The following is a 16,681-nucleotide window of genomic DNA, read 5'->3' as shown; positions in this document are numbered from 1 at the left end:
ATCGATCTTCAGGATGACTCGTCGCCCAGGTGACCCGCGGGTAACATAGCGGCCATGAAGCGTGACATCTACGACGAGGACCACGAGGCCTTCCGCGCCTCGGTCAAGCAGTTCCTGGACCGCGAGGTGGTCCCGCACCTCGAGACGTACGCCGAGGGCCACGGGCTCGACCGCGACTTCTGGCTCTCCGCCGGCAAGCAGGGCTTCCTCGGCCTCGAGATCCCCGAGGAGTACGGCGGCTCCGAGGCCGGCGACTACCGCTTCAACGCCGTGCTCACCGAGGAGCTGGCGAAGGTCAACATGACCCTGCCGAGCTGCCTCGGCATCCACGCCGACATCACCGTGCCCTACCTCGTGCACCTGACCGACGACGCCCAGAAGGCGCGCTGGCTGCCGGCCGCCGCGACCGGCGAGCTGGTCACGGCGATCGGGATGACGGAGCCGGGCGGCGGCTCCGACCTCGCCAACCTCCGCACGACGGCGGTCCGCGACGGCGACGACTGGATCATCAACGGCTCCAAGACCTTCATCACCAACGGCGGCTCGGCCGACCTCGTGCTCGTCGCGGCCCGCACCAGCCCGGAGAAGAAGGCCAAGGGCATCTCGCTCTTCGCCGTCGACACCAGCCTCGACGGCTTCAGCGTCGGCCGGGTGCTCGACAAGGTGGGCCAGGACGAGTCCGACACCGCCGAGCTCGCGTTCGACAACGTGCGGGTGAGCAACGACGACCTGGTCGGCCCGCTCGACACCGGCTTCATCTCGATGATGCAGTTCCTGCCGCAGGAGCGCCTCGGCTCGGCCATCACCAACCTGGCCCACGCCAAGCAGATCCTCGAGGAGACAGTCCAGTACGCCAAGGACCGCCAGGCCTTCGGCCAGCCGATCGGCGCCTTCCAGAACACCCAGTTCCTGCTCGCCGACCTCGTCACCCGCGTCGACGTGACCCAGGCCTTCGTCGACCAGTGCGTCGTCGCGCACACGAGGAAGGAGCTCACCCCCGTCGACGCGGCGAAGGCGAAGTGGTGGACCTCCCAGGTCCAGAACGACGTCCTCGACCACTGCGTGCAGGTGCACGGCGGCTACGGCTACATGAACGAGTACCGCGTGGCCCGCGCCTGGCGCGACGCCCGCGTCACCAAGATCTGGGCCGGGTCCAACGAGATCATGAAGATGCTGATCGGGCGCGACCTGGGGCTGTGAGGGGCGGAGCGGCGATGCGCATGTTCGTGGCGGTGCAGCCGCCTGCCGAGGCCGTCGAGCACCTCGACGAGTTCCTGTCCCCGCGCCGCGAGGCCGCGGCGTTCCGCTGGTCCGACCCCGAGCAGTGGCACCTCACCCTGGCGTTCTCGGAGTCGGTCCCCGAGCGGGGCCTCGACGAGCTCGGCGAGCGACTGGCGCAGGTCGCCGCCAGGCGGCCCGCCTTCGACCTGCGGGTGGCCGGGGGCGGCGCCTTCCCGGACCCCGACCGGGCGCGGGTCCTCTTCGCCCGGCTCGCCGTCGACGACGACGCGGCGAGCGCCCTCGAGGCGCTCGCCTCGGGCTGCCGCGCGGCGATGTCGGGTGCGGGAGCGCGCGTCGACGGCCAGCGCTTCCGCCCGCACCTCACCCTGGGTCGGCTCGGCCGGCCGGACAACGTCACGTCGTGGGTGCGCCTGCTCGACGCGTACGACGGCCCGGCCTGGCACGTCGACGAGCTGGCCCTGGTGGCCTCGCACCTCGGCGAGGGCCGGCGCCGGCGCCCGCGGCACGAGGTCGTGGAGACGTACGCCCTCGCCTGACGCGACGACCGACGTCAGGCGTCAGGCCGGGGCGGGGCCGGTCGAGCTCCTCAGCACCAGCTCGGGGGCGAAGAGGTACTCCCGCGAGGCGACGGGGTCGCCGCCGATCGCGTCCGCGAGGGCGGCCACGGCGGTGCCGCCCATCTGGGCGACCGGCTGCCGCACGGTGGTGAGCGGGGGGTCGAGGAAGGCCACCAGCGGCGAGTCGTCGAAGCCGACGACGGACACGTCGCCGGGCACGTCGAGGCCGGCGGCGCGGGCCGCCCGGATGGCGCCGATGGCCATCATGTCGGAGCCGCAGACGATCGCGGTCGCACCCTGCTCGAGGAGCTGCTGCGTGGCGGCGGCACCGCCCTCGACCGAGAAGATCGTCTCCGCGATCCAGCCCCTCGCCTCCGCCTCGCCGGTGCCGAAGTGGCGCCCGAGGGCGGCGACGAAGCCCTCGTGCTTGCGCGCCGACGGCATGAAGCGCGCCGGGCCGATGGCCAGGCCGATGCGCCGGTGGCCGACGTCGGCGAGGTGCGCGACGGCGATGTCCATCGCCACGCGGTCGTCGGCCGACAGGAAGGGCGCGTCGAGGCCGTCGACGAAGCCGTTGATGAACACGACGGGCAGCTGGCGCTCGAGCAGCGCCTGGTAGCGCTCGTGGTCGGCCCGGGTGTCGGCGTGCTTGCCGGAGACGAAGATGATGCCGGCGACGCCGTGGTCGAGCAGCGACTCGACGTACTCGTCCTCCGACAGGCTGCCCGGGGATTGGGTGCAGAGCACCGGCGTGAACCGGCGGCGCGCGAGCGCGTCCTCGATCACCTGCGCGAAGGCCGGGAAGATCGGGTTCTCGAGCTCGGGGACGACCAGGCCCACGAGGCCGGCGCTGCGCTGGCGCAGGTGCGTCGGGCGCTCGTAGCCCAGCACGTCGAGGGCGGTGATCACCGACTGGCGGGTGCCCTCGCTGACCCCCGGCTTGGAGTTGAGCACCCGGCTAACGGTGGCTTCGCTGACACCGGCTTCGACGGCGATCTGCGCGAGGGTGGCCATGCCGGAATGAAAGCACCGTTGCAGCAGCCCTGCAAGGTCTTTCATTTCTTGCACACTTCTTGCTAGCCTCCGGTGACCGTCATCACAGCGCCCTCCCCCCGGGCGCGGACATCTGGGAGAAATTCGATGCGTCGACTCAAGGCCGGCTCCGCCGGGATCGCCGTCGCCGCCCTCGCCCTCACGCTTGCGGCGTGCGGCAGCGACGGCGGGGACTCCGACAGCAACAACGACAGCGAGGCGGACAGTGGCTCGACCGAGCTCTCCGCCGAGCTCACCTGGTGGGACACCTCCGACCCCGACAACGAGGCCCCGGCGTACGACGAGCTGATCGCCAAGTTCAACGAGGAGTACCCCGACATCACGATCGACCACCAGATCGTGCCGTTCGACCAGACGCAGAACAAGTTCAAGACCGCGGCCGAGGCCGACTCGGGCGCGCCCGACATCCTGCGCGCCGAGGTCGCCTGGACCCCGGAGTTCGCCTCCCTGGGCTACCTCTACGCCCTCGACGGCACCGCCGCCCTGGAGAACAACTTCCTGGAGACCCCCCTCTCGAGCAACGAGTTCGACGGCAAGACCTACGGCGTCCCGCAGGTCACCGACACCCTCGGCCTCATGTACAACAAGGAGCTCTTCGAGAAGGCCGGCCTCGACCCCGAGGCCCCGCCGACCACGTGGGACGAGGTCCGCGAGGCCGCCGCGGCGCTCAAGAGCGAGGCCGGCGTCGACGGCATCTACCTCAACTCCGGCGGCTACTTCCTCCTGCCGTTCATGTACGGCGAGGGCGCCGACATCGTCGACACCGAGTCGCAGACGATCACCGTCAACAGCCCCGAGGCCGTCACGGGCATCGAGACCGCGCAGAGCCTCGTCGAGGACGGCTCGGCCGTGAAGCCGACCGCCAACGACCCCTACGGCACGATGATGACGCTGTTCAAGGAGCAGAAGGTCGGCATGATCATCAACGGTCCCTGGGAGGTCGCCGGCATCTCCGACGACCCGAAGTTCGGCGGCATCGAGAACCTCGGCGTGGCGCCCGTCCCCGCCGGCGGCGCCGGCCAGGGCGCCCCGGTCGGCGGCCACAACTACGTCGTCTACTCCGGCATGGACGACCAGAAGGCGGAGGCCGCCGCGGCCTTCATCGCCTTCATGAGCTCCGCGGAGTCCGAGGCCTTCATCGCCGACGAGCTCGGCCTGCTGCCCGGCAACGCCGACTCGTACGACATGGTCTCCAACGAGCGCGTCGCCCTGTGGGCCGACGCGATGGAGGTCGCCCAGCCGCGGCCGTGGATCCCCGAGGGCGGCCAGTTCTTCGCCGCGCTCGACACCATGGCCACCGAGGTGCTCATCCAGGACAAGCCCGTCCAGGGTGCGCTCGACAAGGCAGCCGACACCTACAAGAGCGACGTCGTCCCCGACTACTCGCTCCAGTGACGCAGCGCTGACCCTGCTCGACCCGCTGCACCCCGCCGGACCCCGCTGACCGCGGGGGCCGGGCCACGCCGGCCCGGCCCCCGCGGCAGCCCGGTCCCTGCATGGCCCCGCACCTCTCCGACACCCCCAAGGACGACCTCGGATGCGCAAGAGCTTCGACCGGCACTGGTACGCGTGGGCGATGGTGCTGCCCACCGTCATCGTGCTCGGTGTCCTCGTCTTCTACCCGCTCGTCCAGGGCGTGTGGCAGTCGTTCACCAACCTCAACGAGTCCAACCAGCGCGAGGAGATCTGCACGAAGGTCCTCGGCGGCGCCGAGACGTGCGAGCCCAACCCCGACGGGGCGCGCTTCGTCGGCCTCGAGAACTACGTCGACGTCCTCACCGGTCAGCAGGGCCACTTCTGGCTCCAGCTCTCCAACACCCTGGTGTGGACGATCGCCTGTGTCGTCCTGCACTACGGCATCGGGCTGACCCTCGCCGTGATGCTCAACCGCAACTTCCGCGGCCGCGGCTTCTACCGGGTCGCCCTCATCCTGCCGTGGGCCGTGCCGTCGTTCGTCGCGGCCTTCGCGTGGCGCTTCATCTTCGACGAGCGCTTCGGGATCATCAACGGCGTCCTCCGGGCGGTCGGCCTCGACCCGGTGGCGTGGTTCGAGCAGCGCTGGACGTCGTTGTTCACCGCGATCGTCGCCAACGTCTGGCTCGGCGTGCCGTTCATGATGGTCGCGCTGCTCGGCGGCCTCCAGTCGATCAACGGCGACCTCTACGAGGCGGCCGAGATGGACGGGGCCACCCCGTGGCAGCGCTTCGTCAACATCACGCTGCCGGGCCTGCGCCCGGTCAGCTCGACGGTGATCCTGCTCGGCACGATCTGGACCTTCAACATGTTCCCGATCATCTACTTCGTCACCCGCGGGCAGCCGGCGGGTTCGACCGAGATCCTCGTGACCGGCGCCTACCGGGCGGCCTTCGAGGGCATCCGTGACTACTCGCTCGCTGCGACCTACGGCGTGCTGATCCTCTCGATCCTCGTCGTCTACGCCAGCGTCTACAAGCGGATGCTCGCCAAGCAGGGAGAGGTGTTCTGATGACCGGCATGTCCGCCATGCCCCCGGCCGCCGTGGCCGCCGACCCGGTGGAGTCCGTCGCCACCACCCGGACGCGCAGTCCTCGGCGCCGCAGCGAGCGCTCGGTGCTCGCCAGCGTCGGACTGCACGCCACGCTCATCGTGGCGACGTTCTGCGCGCTGTTCCCGATCCTGTGGGTGGTGCTGAGCTCGATCAAGCCGCCCAGCGAGATCCGCCGCACCGAGATCCAGCTGTTCTCCAGCCCCACCCTCGACAACTACCGGCGCCTGCTCACCAGCACGGACTTCCCGGTCTGGTTCCTCAACTCGGTGATCGTCGCGGCCTTCACCATGGTCATCGGCATCGCGATGTCCGCCACGGCCGGCTACGCGCTGAGCCGGTTCAACTTCCCGGGCAAGCGCGGGCTGATGTGGGTGTTCCTGCTGACCCAGATGTTCCCCGTCGCGATCCTCATCGTCCCGATCTACACGATCATGGCCAACCTCGGGCTCATCGACACCAAGCCGTCGCTGGTCATCGCCTACCTCACCGTGGCGGTGCCGTTCTGCGCCTGGATGCTGCGCGGCTACTTCGACACGATCCCGCGCGAGCTCGACGAGGCGGCGGCCCTCGACGGCCTGGGTCCGTTCGGCACCTTCTGGCGGGTCGTCCTCCCCCTGGCCCGGCCGGGCCTCGCGGTCACGGCGTTCTACACGTTCCTCACCGCGTGGGGCGAGGTGGCGTACGCCATCGCGTTCATGCAGGGCAGCGACCACTACACGCTCGGCGCCGGCCTGCAGACGTTCGTGCCGCAGTTCAGCCCCCGCTGGGACCTGCTCACCGCGGGCGCGGTGCTCATCACCGTCCCGGCCGCGATCGTGTTCTTCTTCGCCCAGAAGCACCTGGTGGCGGGGCTGACCGCCGGAGGCACCAAGGGCTGACCGGGGCGAACGCCGCCGACGCTCCGGTCAGCCGAGGGCGGCGACGATCTCGCTGACCCGGTCCTTGGCGTCACCGAACAGCATCTGGGTGTTGTCCTTGAAGAACAGCGGGTTCTGCACCCCGGCGTAGCCGGTGGCCATCGACCGCTTGAAGACCACCACGTCCCGGGCGTTCCACACCTCGAGCACCGGCATGCCGGCGATGGGTGAGCCCGGCTCCTCGAGGGCGGCGGGGTTGACGGTGTCGTTGGCGCCGATCACCAGCACGACGTCCGTGGCGGGCAGGTCGTCGTTGATCTCGTCCATCTCGAGCACGATGTCGTAGGGGACCTTGGCCTCGGCGAGCAGGACGTTCATGTGGCCGGGCAGGCGTCCCGCGACGGGGTGGATGCCGAAGCGGACGTCGACCCCCTTCTCGCGGAGCTTGCGGGTCATCTCGGCGACGGGGTACTGCGCCTGGGCGACCGCCATGCCGTAGCCCGGCGTGATGACGACCGACGACGCGTCGGCGAGGAGGGCGGCGACCTCGTCGGCCTGGATCTCGCGGTGCTCGCCGTAGTCGCGGTCCTCGCCGCTGCTCGCACCGTCGGAGCCGAAGCCGCCGGCGATGACGCTGATGAACGAGCGGTTCATCGCCTTGCACATGATGTAGCTGAGGATCGCACCCGAGGAGCCGACCAGGGCGCCGGTGATGATCAGCAGGTCGTTGCCGAGCATGAAGCCGGCCGCGGCCGCCGCCCAGCCGGAGTAGCTGTTGAGCATCGACACGACGACCGGCATGTCGCCGCCGCCGATGGCCGCCACGAGGTGGAAGCCGAGGAACAGGGCCAGGGCCGTCATCAGCAGCAGCGGCACCAGGCCCAGCTCGAGCTCGCCGTCGAGGGCGACGAACCAGACCATCAGCAGGACCGAGACCACGATCCCGGCCAGGTTGAGCAGGTGGCGCCGGGGCAGGGTGAGCGGCGAGGACGACATCCGCCCGCTGAGCTTGGCCCACGCGACGATCGAGCCGGTCAGGGTCACCGCACCGATGAACACCCCGATGAAGACCTCGACGTCGTGCGCGGCGTCGCCGAACCCGTCGAGCTCGAGGTAGGAGTTGATGCCGACCAGCACCGCGGCGAGGCCGACGAAGCTGTGCAGCATGGCGACCAGCTCCGGCATCCCGGTCATCTCGACCGTGCGGGCCCGCCAGGCACCGACGGCGGCGCCGGCGCCCATCATGACGAGGACGAGCAGCAGGGTGACGGCGAAGCTGCGCTCGCCGAGGAGCTCGGCCTTCTGGGCGGCGAGCAGCAGGGTGGCGACGAGCGCCAGCCCCATGCCGGCCATGCCGGCGAGGTTGCCGAGCTTGGCCGTCTCGTGGCGCGACAGGCCGGCGAGCGCGCCGATGAAGAGCAGGCCGGCGATGATGTAGGCCCCGGTGACCAGCCCGTAGAGGTTGTCCGAGGTCAGGAAGTCGCTCACGTCAGTCCTTCCTGAACATCTCGAGCATGCGCAGCGTCACGAGGAAGCCACCGAAGATGTTGATGCTCGCGACGAAGACCGCGACGAGCGCGAGCAGCATCACCGCGACGTTGTCGCTGCCCACCTGGAGGATGCCGCCGACCAGGATGATCCCCGAGATGGCGTTGGTCTCGGCCATCAGCGGCGTGTGCAGCGCGTGCGAGACGTTGGAGATGACGTAGTAGCCGACGACGACGGCCAGCGCGAAGACGGTGAAGTGGCCGAGGAAGCTGGCCGGCGCCAGCGACGCGAGCACCGCGAACGCGACCGCGCCCAGCCCGGCGGCGTACCACTTCCGCCTCGGGTCGACCGGCGTCGGTGGGGGTGCCGCGGCGGCGGCCGGCAGCACCTGCGTGGTGGTGGCGGCGGAGACCTGGACGGGCGGCGGTGGCCACATGACGGCGCCGTCGCGGGTGACCGCGATGCCGCGCTGGACCACGTCGTCCATGTCGAGGACGAGCCGGCCGTCCTTCTCGGGCGTGAGCAGCTTGAGGAGGTTGGCGACGTTGGTGCCGTAGAGCTGGCTGGTCTGCGCGGCGAGCCGCCCTGCGAGGTCGGTGTAGCCGAGCACGGTGACGCCGTTGGCGGTGACGACGCGCTGGTCGGGGACCGTCGCGGAGACGTTGCCACCGTTGGCCGCGGCCATGTCGACGACCACCGACCCGGGCCGCATCGCGGCGACGGTCTCGGCGGTGACGAGCTGCGGCGCGGGGCGGCCCGGGATGAGCGCGGTGGTGATGACGATGTCGGCGGCGCGCGCCTCCTCGTCGTACATCGCGGCCGTCGCGGCCTCCTGCTCGGCGGTCATCTCCTTGGCGTAGCCGTCGGTCGAGACCTCCTGCTCCATCTCGACGGTCACGAAGTCCGCGCCCATCGACCGGACCTGCTCGGCCACCTCGGGGCGTACGTCGAAGGCGCGCACGACCGCGCCCAGCGACCCCGCCGCGCCGATGGCGGCGAGTCCGGCGACGCCGGCGCCGACGACGAAGACGCGCGCGGGGGGCACCTTGCCGGCCGCGGTGACCTGGCCGGTGAAGAGCCGGCCGAACTCGTGGGCCGCCTCGATGACGGCGCGGTAGCCGGCGACGTTGGCCATCGAGGACAGCACGTCCATCGACTGGGCCCGCGAGATGCGGGGCACGGCGTCCATCGCCAGCGCGGTGACGCCCGCGGCGGCGAGCCGCTCGACCAGCTCGGGGCTGCGGGCCGGCGCCATGAGGCTGATGACCGTCGCCCCCGGGCGCAGCCGGGCGACCTCGTCGTCGGCCGGCGCGTTGACCTTGACCACGACGTCGCTCGCCCAGACCTCCTCGCCCGTGCCGAGGCGCACGCCCGCGTCGGCGTACGTCGCGTCCGGCTGGTCCGCCGCCGCACCGGCGCCCTGCTCGACCACCACGTCGTAGCCGAGGGCGGCGAGCTGCGCGGCCGTCTTCGCCGTGGCGGCGACGAGCGTCTCGCCGGGTCGTGACTCGCGTGGGATGCCGATGCGCACTGCGTTGCCTCCTGGGTGGGGGCCCGGGTCGGGTCGGGACCTGGGCGGCGTGCGGGCCGGGGCACAAGGTACCGAACCGGACGCCCGTGTCACCCGTGTCTCAGGCCGGGGCAGGCGGCTCGACCACGTCCAGGCGCTCGAGCAGGAACAGCAGCGCGGCGGCGAACGGGCTCTGCGCGGTCTCCTCGCGCACGCGGGCGAGGTCGACCTGCTCGCGCAGGGCACGGACGACCGGGATCATCGGGCCGAAGTCGCAGGAGTGCTCGTCGAGGGCCAGCATCTTCTGCACCACCACCTCCGTGGCCGACAGCACCGGCATCTGCACCGAGAGCACCTCGAGCTCGTCGGCGTCCTCGACGAGCGACCGCGGGGCCGGCCCGCCCGAGTGGCGGTGGATGAGGTCGACCATCGCACCGTCGGTGTAGGCCTTGAACAGCCAGTCCTCCGGCGGCTGCACGACCTCGACCCCTCGCTTCTCGAGCGCCTCCGCGGCCTGCGCGGCGTCCTCGGCGGCCACGAGGAAGTCGACGTCGTGGACCGACTCCGGCCCGCCGCGCGCCCACACGGCATAGCCGCCGGTCAGCGCGAACGGCACACCCGCCTCCTTGAGGACGACGGCGACGCGCTTGAGCGCCTCGCGCAGCGCCTCCTGCGACTCGGGCTCGGCGGAGCGTGGCATCCGAGGCGGACCTGACCGCACTCGCCGCCGAGGCGATGGGCGCTCAGGAGCACCGCTTCGTCGCGGCGCTCTCGGGGGTGCCCGGCGCGACGTTTATGGCCGCCGACGGCAACGAGCAGCCGGACAGCGCGGCGTACGGCATCGCCCTGCTGTCGCGCTACCCGGTGCGGGCCTGGCACACCGTCCGGCTCGCGCCCGTCCCGGTGCGGGTGCCGATGTGGTTCACGGGCTCACGCCGGCCCGAGCTGGTGCGCGACGAGCCGCGGGTGGCGGTCGCGGCCACCATCGAGGGTCCGCACGGCCTCATGACGGTCGTCGACGTCCACCTCACCTTCGTGGAGTGGTGGAACGGCCGACAGCTGGCGCGGGTCCGTGACTCGCTGGCCACCGCCGACCGACCGCTCGTGCTGATGGGCGACCTCAACATGGAGCCTGACCGCGCCGTGCGCATCACCGGCATGCGGCCGCTGGTCTCCGAGCTGACCTTCCCCGCCGACGCGCCGCGGAGCCAGCTCGACCACGTGCTGCTGGACGGCGAGCTGCCGCCCGCGACCGGGCGGGCGGTCGAGCTGCCGCTCTCCGACCACCGCGCCCTCGTGGTCGACCTCTAGCCGGTCCTCCTCAGCCGAGGGTCGAGCGGCGCGCCACCAGCTCCGGGGTGAACACCACCTGCTGGTGCAGGTGCGCGGGGTTGTCGGCCTCGTCCAGCACCAGCTCCGCGGCCCGCTGACCGAGCTCCTGGCGGGGCTGCCGCACGGAGGTCAGCGGCACGGCGGCGGCGCTGGCGTACTCGATGTCGTCGTAGCCCACGATGGCGAGGTCGCCGGGGACGGCGAAGCCGGAGGTGCTCAGCTGCTGGAGCAGCCCCAGCGCGAGCAGGTCGTTGGCGCAGAAGGCGGCCGTCGGGCGGCGGCGCCGGGCCACGCCCATCACCCGCTCGCCGGCCGAGCGGCCCTCGACGACCGTCAGCCCGCTGGTGGGGACGACCGTGAGCTGGTCGTTGGGCAGGCCGGCCTCGGCCCAGGCGCGGCGGGCGCCGGCCAGCCGGTCGCGGACCTGGCCGATCGTGTCCGGGCCGCCGATGAACGCGACGCGGGTGTGGCCGCGCTCGATGAGGTGCTCGACGGCCAGCCGGCCCCCGAGCTCGTCGTCGACGGCCACGGAGCAGAACGCGTCGTCGCTGCGGGTGCGGTCGACGATGACGAGCGGCGTGCCGTTGCGGCGTACGTCGTCGAGGACCGCCGCCTGCGGGTCGACCGGCGTCACGAGGATCCCCTGCACCCGCTGCTCGACGAGGTGGGCGAGGTAGTCGCCCTCGCGGGACGCGCGGTTGTCGGAGTGGCAGAGGAAGAGGGACAGCCCGGCGGTCTCCGCGGCCCGCTCCGCGCCCTCGGCCACGTCGGTGAAGAAGGGGTTGCGGGCGTCGAGCAGGACGTAGGCGAGCGTGCGGCTGCGGCCGGCGCGCAGCTGGCGCGCCGACTCGTTGCGCACGAATCCGAGGTCGTGCATCGCCTGCTCGACCTTGGCGCGGGTCTGCGGCGAGACGCGGTCGGGCCGGTTGAGCACGTTGCTGACGGTGCCGAGGGAGACGCCCGCGCGCGCGGCGACGTCCTTGACCGAGGAGGCCCTGACCACCCGCCGCACCCCCTCCCGTGCCGATCGCGCGCACGTGCTGCCGCCGCCGTTGAAACGATGTGGACCGGAGCGTACGCCACCGGAGGACGTCATGGTGCGTGGTCGCTCCGCCGGCCGCCGCCCATGACGTACGACGACGACGTCCTGGCGAGCGGTCGCCGCGATGACCGCCCGCCATGACGTCCGGCGCGGCCGGACGAGCTGTCCGAAAAACACCGGGAGCGACTCTTGACACCTGTGACGACCCTCACTTACGTTTCGTTGAAACCTTTCAACCGAGGAGCTCCATGTCCGCCAGGAACACCGCCGCACCGGTGCTCGTGCTGCGCGAGGTGACCAAGTCGTTCGGCCCCGTGGTCGCGCTCCGGTCCGGCAGCCTCAGCGTCGACGCCGGCTCGATCCACGCCCTCATCGGCGAGAACGGCGCCGGCAAGTCCACGCTCGTGAAGGTCGTCGCCGGGGTGCACCGCCGCGACGCGGGCGTCTTCGAGCTCGGCGGCGAGGCGGTCGACTTCTCCTCGACCGCCGAGTCCAAGCAGGCCGGCGTCGCGGTGATCTACCAGGAGCCGACGCTCTTCCCCGACCTCTCGGTGACCGAGAACATCTTCATGGGCCGCCAGCTCCTGGCCCGCGGCCGGCGCATCGACCGCGCGGCGATGTACGCCGAGGCCGAGCGGCTCTTCACCCGGCTCGGCGTGCGGATCGACCCGCGCCGCCCCGCCGCGGGCCTGTCCATCGCCGACCAGCAGATCATCGAGATCGCCAAGGCCATCTCCCTCGACGCCCGCCTCCTCGTCATGGACGAGCCGACGGCGGCGCTCAGCGGCGTCGAGGTCGAGCGGCTCTTCTCCGTCGCACGCAGCCTGCGCGACGAGGGCCGCGCGCTGGTGTTCATCTCCCACCGCTTCGACGAGGTCTTCGAGCTCGCCGACACCGTGACGGTCATGCGCGACGGCGCCTACATAGACACCCGCCGCACCGACGAGACCTCCCCCTCGGAGCTGGTGTCCCTGATGGTCGGGCGCGACGTCGACGACCTCTTCCCCAAGGTCGCCGCCACGATCGGCGAGCCGGTGCTCACGGTCCGCGGCCTCAACCGGGCCGGCGTCTTCCACGACATCGACCTCGAGGTGCGCGCCGGCGAGATCGTCGGGCTCGCGGGCCTCGTCGGCGCCGGTCGCAGCGAGGTGGCCCGGGCGGTCTTCGGCGTCGACCCCTACGACTCCGGCTCCGTGTCGGTGGCCGGCCGCGACGTCCGCGCGCACGACCCGCGCGCGGCCATCCGCGCCGGCATGGCCTTCATCCCCGAGGACCGCCGCAAGCAGGGCCTGGTCATCGACTCCTCCGTCAGCCGCAACGTCGCCGGCGTGATCCGGCGCGGCATCGCGAAGGCGGGCCTGCTCACCGCGTCGATGGAGAACCGCGCCGCCGGCCCCTGGGCCGCCCGGCTCGAGGTGAAGACCAGCGCGCTCGACATGAACGCCGCGACGATGAGCGGCGGCAACCAGCAGAAGGTCGTCATCGCCAAGTGGCTGGCCACCAACCCCCGGCTGCTGATCATCGACGAGCCCACCCGCGGCATCGACGTCGGCACCAAGGCCGAGGTCCACCGGCTGCTCTCCGAGCTGGCCGGGCAGGGCCTCGGCATCCTGATGATCTCCTCCGAGCTGCCCGAGGTGCTCGGCATGGCCGACCGCGTGCTGGTCCTGTGCGAGGGCCGGATCACCGCCGAGCTCGACCGCGCCGACGCCACCCCCGAGGCCGTGATGCACGCGGCCACCCACCACCTGGAGACGACCCGATGAGCCACACCGACGTCGAGCGCCCGGACGCGGGGTCGAGCGAGGTCTCCGCCGGCGAGGCGCTGCTCGTGGAGCCCAGCCGGCTCTCCCCGACCCGCCGCGCGCTCACCACCGTGCTCCGCTCGCGCGAGCTCTCGATCTTCCTCGTCCTGGTCGCGGTGGTCGTGCTCGCTACCTCGAAGAACAACAGCTTCCTCTTCAGTGCCGACGGCTGGCGCAACTTCCTGCTCAACCCCTCGATCCTGCTGCTGCTCGCGGTCGGCCAGGCCGTCGTCATCATCACCCGCAACGTCGACCTGTCGGTCGGCTCCGTGATGGCGCTGACCGCCTACCTCACCGGTCGCCTCTTCATCGACCAGCCCGGTATCCCGGTGGTCGCGGTGATCGCCGCCTGCCTCGCGCTGGGCGCCGTGCTCGGGCTCGTCAACGGCGTGCTCGTCGCCTACGGCAACGTACCCGCGCTCGTCATCACGCTCGGAACGCTCTACATCTACCGCGGGATCATGCTGACCTGGGCCGGCAGCGACCGGATCAACGCCGGCGACCTGCCGTCGGGCTTCCTGTCGCTCGGCACCCAGACGTTCCTCACCATCCCGCTTCTCACCATCGTCGCGATCGTCGTGCTCGCCGCCGTCGGCTACTACCTCCACACCGCGCGCGGCGGACGCGAGCTCTACGCCATCGGCTCCGACCCCGACGCCGCAGTCCTCTACGGCTTGTCCGTACGCCGCCGCCTCCTCGCCGCGTTCGTCCTCAGCGGTGCGCTGGCGGGCCTGGCCGGCGCGCTCTACACCGCCCGCTACGGCACGGTCAGCTCCAACGTGGGCCTCGGCATCGAGCTGCAGGCCGTCGCCGCGGCCGTCATCGGCGGCATCGCGATCTTCGGCGGCAGCGGCACCGTGTGGGGCGCAGCCATCGGCGCCTTCCTGCTCGTCACCATCAACCGGGCCCTGCCCAGCCTCGGCATCGAGGACTTCTGGCAGCGCGCCGTCGTCGGCGTCCTGATCCTCGGCGCGATCGTGCTCGACCGGGTCCTCGCCACCAGACAGGCCCGCCGGCTCGCCGAATCGAGGGACCACGCATGAGCACCTCCACCAGCACCGGCGCCGGCACCGCCGCCCCCGCCCGCACGTACGACGCGTACTCCGCGCCGCTGTGGCGGCGCCTGCTGCTCACCCGCGAGACCGCCGTGATCGCGCTCACCGCGGCGGTGATCCTCTACTCGATCGCCAACGTGCCCAACTTCGACGGGCCGCTGACCCTCAAGTTCCTGCTGCAGGACATCGCCCCGATCCTGCTGATCGCCCTGCCGATGACGCTGGTGATCATCACCGGCGAGATCGACCTGTCCGTGGCCAGCATCATGGGGCTGAGCAGCGTGCTGCTCGGCGTCCTGCACGAGAACGGCATGTCGGTCTCGGCGGCCGCGATGCTCGCGCTGCTCGCTGGCCTGGCCTGCGGCGCCCTCAACGGCTTCCTCATCGCCTACGTCGGGCTGCCCTCGCTCGCGGTCACGATCGGGACGCTCGCGCTGTTCCGCGGCATCGCGGTCGGGCTGCTCGGCACCAAGGCCATCACCGACTTCACCGAGAAGTGGACCGACCTCGCCACCGACACGATCGGCGAGACCCAGGTCCCGCTGGTGATGATCCCGTTCGCGGTGCTCGCGGTCGGCTTCGTCGTCCTGCTGCACTTCTCGACGTTCGGCCGCGGCGTCTACGACATCGGCCTCAACGACGAGGCCGCCCACTTCACCGGCGTCGACGTCGCCCGCACCAAGCTGGTGCTCTTCGTCCTCTCGGGCGTCGTGTCCGCGCTGGCCGGCATCTACTTCACCCTGCGCTTCGGCTCGGCCCGCGGCGACAACGCGACCGGCTACGAGCTCCAGGTGATCGCCGCCGTCCTGCTCGGCGGGGTCTCGATCTTCGGCGGCCGCGGCCGGCTGCACGGCGTGCTCGCCGGCGTCGTGCTGATCGGCGTCATCTCCAGCGCGCTGCGCCTGGAGAGCGTGACGGTCAACGTCACCAACATCATCGTCGGCCTGCTCCTCGTGGCCTCGGTGATCCTCCCCAACGTCCTTGCCGCGACCTCCTCGAGGTTCTCGCGCAAGCCGGCGGCTCCCCCGGAGCCGCGCCCCCACCAGGACGCGGCACCCGCCGGCGTCGGAACCACGAAAGGCAGTGACTCATGAAGCTCCACACGAAGCGCCCGACCGCGCTGGCCGCGCTCCTGCTCACCGCGACCTTCGCCTTCGCCGGCTGCGGTGGCGACGACAGCGGTGACGGCGGCGGGTCCGGGAGCGAGGGCGGCGGCGACCTCAGCCTGACCATGCTCCCGAAGAACCTCGGCAACCCCTACTTCGACACCAGCACCGCCGGTGCGGAGAAGGCCGCCGAGGAGCTCGGCGCTGACATGGAGGAGGTCGGTCCCGAGACCGCCAGCCCCGACGCCCAGGTCTCCTACATCAACACCGTCGCGCAGCAGGGCCAGGACGCCCTGATCCTCTCCGCCAACGACCCCGAGGCCCTCTGCGACGCCATCGAAGAGGCGCGCAGCGCCGACGTCAAGGTCGTCACCTTCGACGCCGACACCAACCCCGAGTGCCGCGACCTGTTCGTCAACCAGGCCACCGCCGAGGGCATCGCTGCCAAGCAGCTCGAGCTCATCTCCGAGCAGATCGGCGGCGAGGGCGAGATCGCGATCCTCTCGGCCAGCGCCAACGCGACCAACCAGAACGCGTGGATCGAGATGATGGAGACCGAGCTCGCGGACAACCCCGACTACGCGGACATCGAGCTGGTCGACACCGTCTACGGCGACGACGAGGACCAGAAGTCCTTCGACCAGACCGAGGCGCTCCTGCAGAACCACCCCGACCTCAAGGGCATCATCTCCCCGACCACCGTCGGCATCGCCGCCGCCGCCCGCTACCTGTCGGACTCCGACGCCAAGGGCAAGGTCGCGCTGACCGGTCTCGGCACCCCCAACCAGATGCGGGAGTACGTCGAGAACGGCACCGTCGAGTCGTTCGCCCTGTGGAACCCCGAGGACCTCGGCTTCCTGGCGGCGTACGCCGCGGCGGCCCTGGCCAACGGTGACATCACCGGCGAGGAGGGCGACACCTTCGAGGCCGGCGAGCTCGGCGAGTTCGAGGTCGGCGCCGACGGCGTCGTCCTGCTGGGCGAGCCGTTCACCTTCGACGCGGAGAACATCGGCGACTTCGACTTCTGAGTCGCGTCCCGGGGTCTCGATACGCCCCGCTCGTGCCTCGCGGGGCTACTCGACCAGCGAGATCGCTGGTCGAGTGGCC

Annotated in this window: 15 protein-coding genes; 10 read left to right on the top strand and 5 right to left on the bottom strand. The window is 71.3% G+C overall.

Translation table 11 applies throughout. The features are described 5' to 3' along the window. Positions 1 to 54 precede the first annotated feature (54 nt). Both SHK17_RS00935 and thpR read left to right on the top strand, forming a co-directional pair. Entirely contained in the window at positions 55 to 1,200 is a 1,146-nt protein-coding gene (locus SHK17_RS00935) for an acyl-CoA dehydrogenase family protein (protein ID WP_322423811.1), read from the top strand. Positions 1,201 to 1,214: 14 nt separating this feature from the next. Next, positions 1,215 to 1,778: an RNA 2',3'-cyclic phosphodiesterase gene (gene thpR / locus SHK17_RS00930; RefSeq protein ID WP_322423810.1), complete on the top strand. Its 564-nt coding sequence runs from the start codon at positions 1,215 to 1,217 to the stop codon at positions 1,776 to 1,778. A 21-nt stretch (positions 1,779 to 1,799) separates the two neighbouring features. Here the strand turns inward: thpR and SHK17_RS00925 are convergent, their stop codons facing one another. Beyond that, a complete protein-coding gene (locus SHK17_RS00925) occupies positions 1,800 to 2,813 on the bottom strand; it encodes a LacI family DNA-binding transcriptional regulator (protein WP_172268727.1) in 1,014 nt (337 codons plus the stop codon). A gap of 126 nt (positions 2,814 to 2,939) precedes the next feature. Here SHK17_RS00925 and SHK17_RS00920 point away from each other — a divergent pair, with 126 nt between their 5' ends. The 3 genes from SHK17_RS00920 to SHK17_RS00910 all read left to right on the top strand — a co-directional run bounded on the left by SHK17_RS00920 (position 2,940) and on the right by SHK17_RS00910 (position 6,257). Further along, complete coding sequence (locus SHK17_RS00920; RefSeq protein ID WP_172268724.1) at positions 2,940 to 4,247, top strand: extracellular solute-binding protein; 1,308 nt, start codon at positions 2,940 to 2,942, stop codon at positions 4,245 to 4,247. A gap of 142 nt (positions 4,248 to 4,389) precedes the next feature. Then, positions 4,390 to 5,337, top strand: coding sequence for a carbohydrate ABC transporter permease (locus SHK17_RS00915; RefSeq protein ID WP_216652086.1), 948 nt, complete (start codon positions 4,390 to 4,392; stop codon positions 5,335 to 5,337). Further along, positions 5,337 to 6,257, top strand: a complete 921-nt coding sequence (locus tag SHK17_RS00910) for a sugar ABC transporter permease (RefSeq protein WP_172268721.1) — start codon at positions 5,337 to 5,339, stop codon at positions 6,255 to 6,257. Before SHK17_RS00915 ends, SHK17_RS00910 begins: the two co-directional genes overlap by 1 nt. 27 nt (positions 6,258 to 6,284) lie before the next feature. Here SHK17_RS00910 and pntB read toward each other — a convergent pair whose 3' ends face one another. The 3 genes from pntB to SHK17_RS00895 form a co-directional block, all read right to left on the bottom strand. Then, complete coding sequence (gene pntB, locus SHK17_RS00905; protein ID WP_322423809.1) at positions 6,285 to 7,724, bottom strand: Re/Si-specific NAD(P)(+) transhydrogenase subunit beta; 1,440 nt, start codon at positions 7,722 to 7,724, stop codon at positions 6,285 to 6,287. 1 nt (position 7,725) lies between these two features. Beyond that, a complete protein-coding gene (locus SHK17_RS00900; protein WP_322423808.1) occupies positions 7,726 to 9,255 on the bottom strand; it encodes a Re/Si-specific NAD(P)(+) transhydrogenase subunit alpha in 1,530 nt (509 codons plus the stop codon). Between the two features lie 100 nt (positions 9,256 to 9,355). Further along, on the bottom strand, positions 9,356 to 9,934 hold the full coding sequence (locus SHK17_RS00895) for a nucleotidyltransferase family protein (protein WP_322920775.1): 579 nt from the start codon (positions 9,932 to 9,934) through the stop codon (positions 9,356 to 9,358). On the opposite strand from SHK17_RS00895, the gene SHK17_RS00890 reads away from it, so the two are divergent. Further along, entirely contained in the window at positions 9,928 to 10,545 is a 618-nt protein-coding gene (locus tag SHK17_RS00890) for an endonuclease/exonuclease/phosphatase family protein (protein WP_322920774.1), read from the top strand. The two genes, SHK17_RS00895 and SHK17_RS00890, sit on opposite strands and share 7 nt — an antisense overlap. A 10-nt stretch (positions 10,546 to 10,555) precedes the next feature. On the opposite strand, the gene SHK17_RS00885 is transcribed toward SHK17_RS00890, so the two are convergent. Continuing rightward, positions 10,556 to 11,569, bottom strand: coding sequence for a LacI family DNA-binding transcriptional regulator (locus SHK17_RS00885; protein ID WP_322920773.1), 1,014 nt, complete (start codon positions 11,567 to 11,569; stop codon positions 10,556 to 10,558). A 287-nt stretch (positions 11,570 to 11,856) separates the two neighbouring features. Here SHK17_RS00885 and SHK17_RS00880 point away from each other — a divergent pair, with 287 nt between their 5' ends. The 4 genes from SHK17_RS00880 to rhaS are packed head-to-tail and all read left to right on the top strand — an operon-like array spanning position 11,857 to position 16,602. Continuing rightward, positions 11,857 to 13,374, top strand: coding sequence for a sugar ABC transporter ATP-binding protein (locus SHK17_RS00880; RefSeq protein ID WP_322423803.1), 1,518 nt, complete (start codon positions 11,857 to 11,859; stop codon positions 13,372 to 13,374). Continuing rightward, a complete protein-coding gene (locus SHK17_RS00875; protein WP_322920771.1) occupies positions 13,371 to 14,456 on the top strand; it encodes an ABC transporter permease in 1,086 nt (361 codons plus the stop codon). Before SHK17_RS00880 ends, SHK17_RS00875 begins: the two co-directional genes overlap by 4 nt. After that, complete coding sequence (locus SHK17_RS00870; protein WP_322920770.1) at positions 14,453 to 15,562, top strand: ABC transporter permease; 1,110 nt, start codon at positions 14,453 to 14,455, stop codon at positions 15,560 to 15,562. The genes SHK17_RS00875 and SHK17_RS00870 overlap by 4 nt, the downstream gene beginning before the upstream one ends. Next, positions 15,559 to 16,602, top strand: a complete 1,044-nt coding sequence (gene rhaS, locus SHK17_RS00865; protein WP_322920769.1) for a rhamnose ABC transporter substrate-binding protein — start codon at positions 15,559 to 15,561, stop codon at positions 16,600 to 16,602. The genes SHK17_RS00870 and rhaS overlap by 4 nt, the downstream gene beginning before the upstream one ends. The last annotated feature ends 79 nt before the right edge of the window (positions 16,603 to 16,681 follow it).

Origin of the sequence: Nocardioides renjunii, from assembly GCF_034661175.1 — a bacterium.
In the GTDB taxonomy this organism is placed as follows: domain Bacteria; phylum Actinomycetota; class Actinomycetes; order Propionibacteriales; family Nocardioidaceae; genus Nocardioides; species Nocardioides renjunii.
This window is presented reverse-complemented; position numbering and strand designations above follow the sequence as displayed.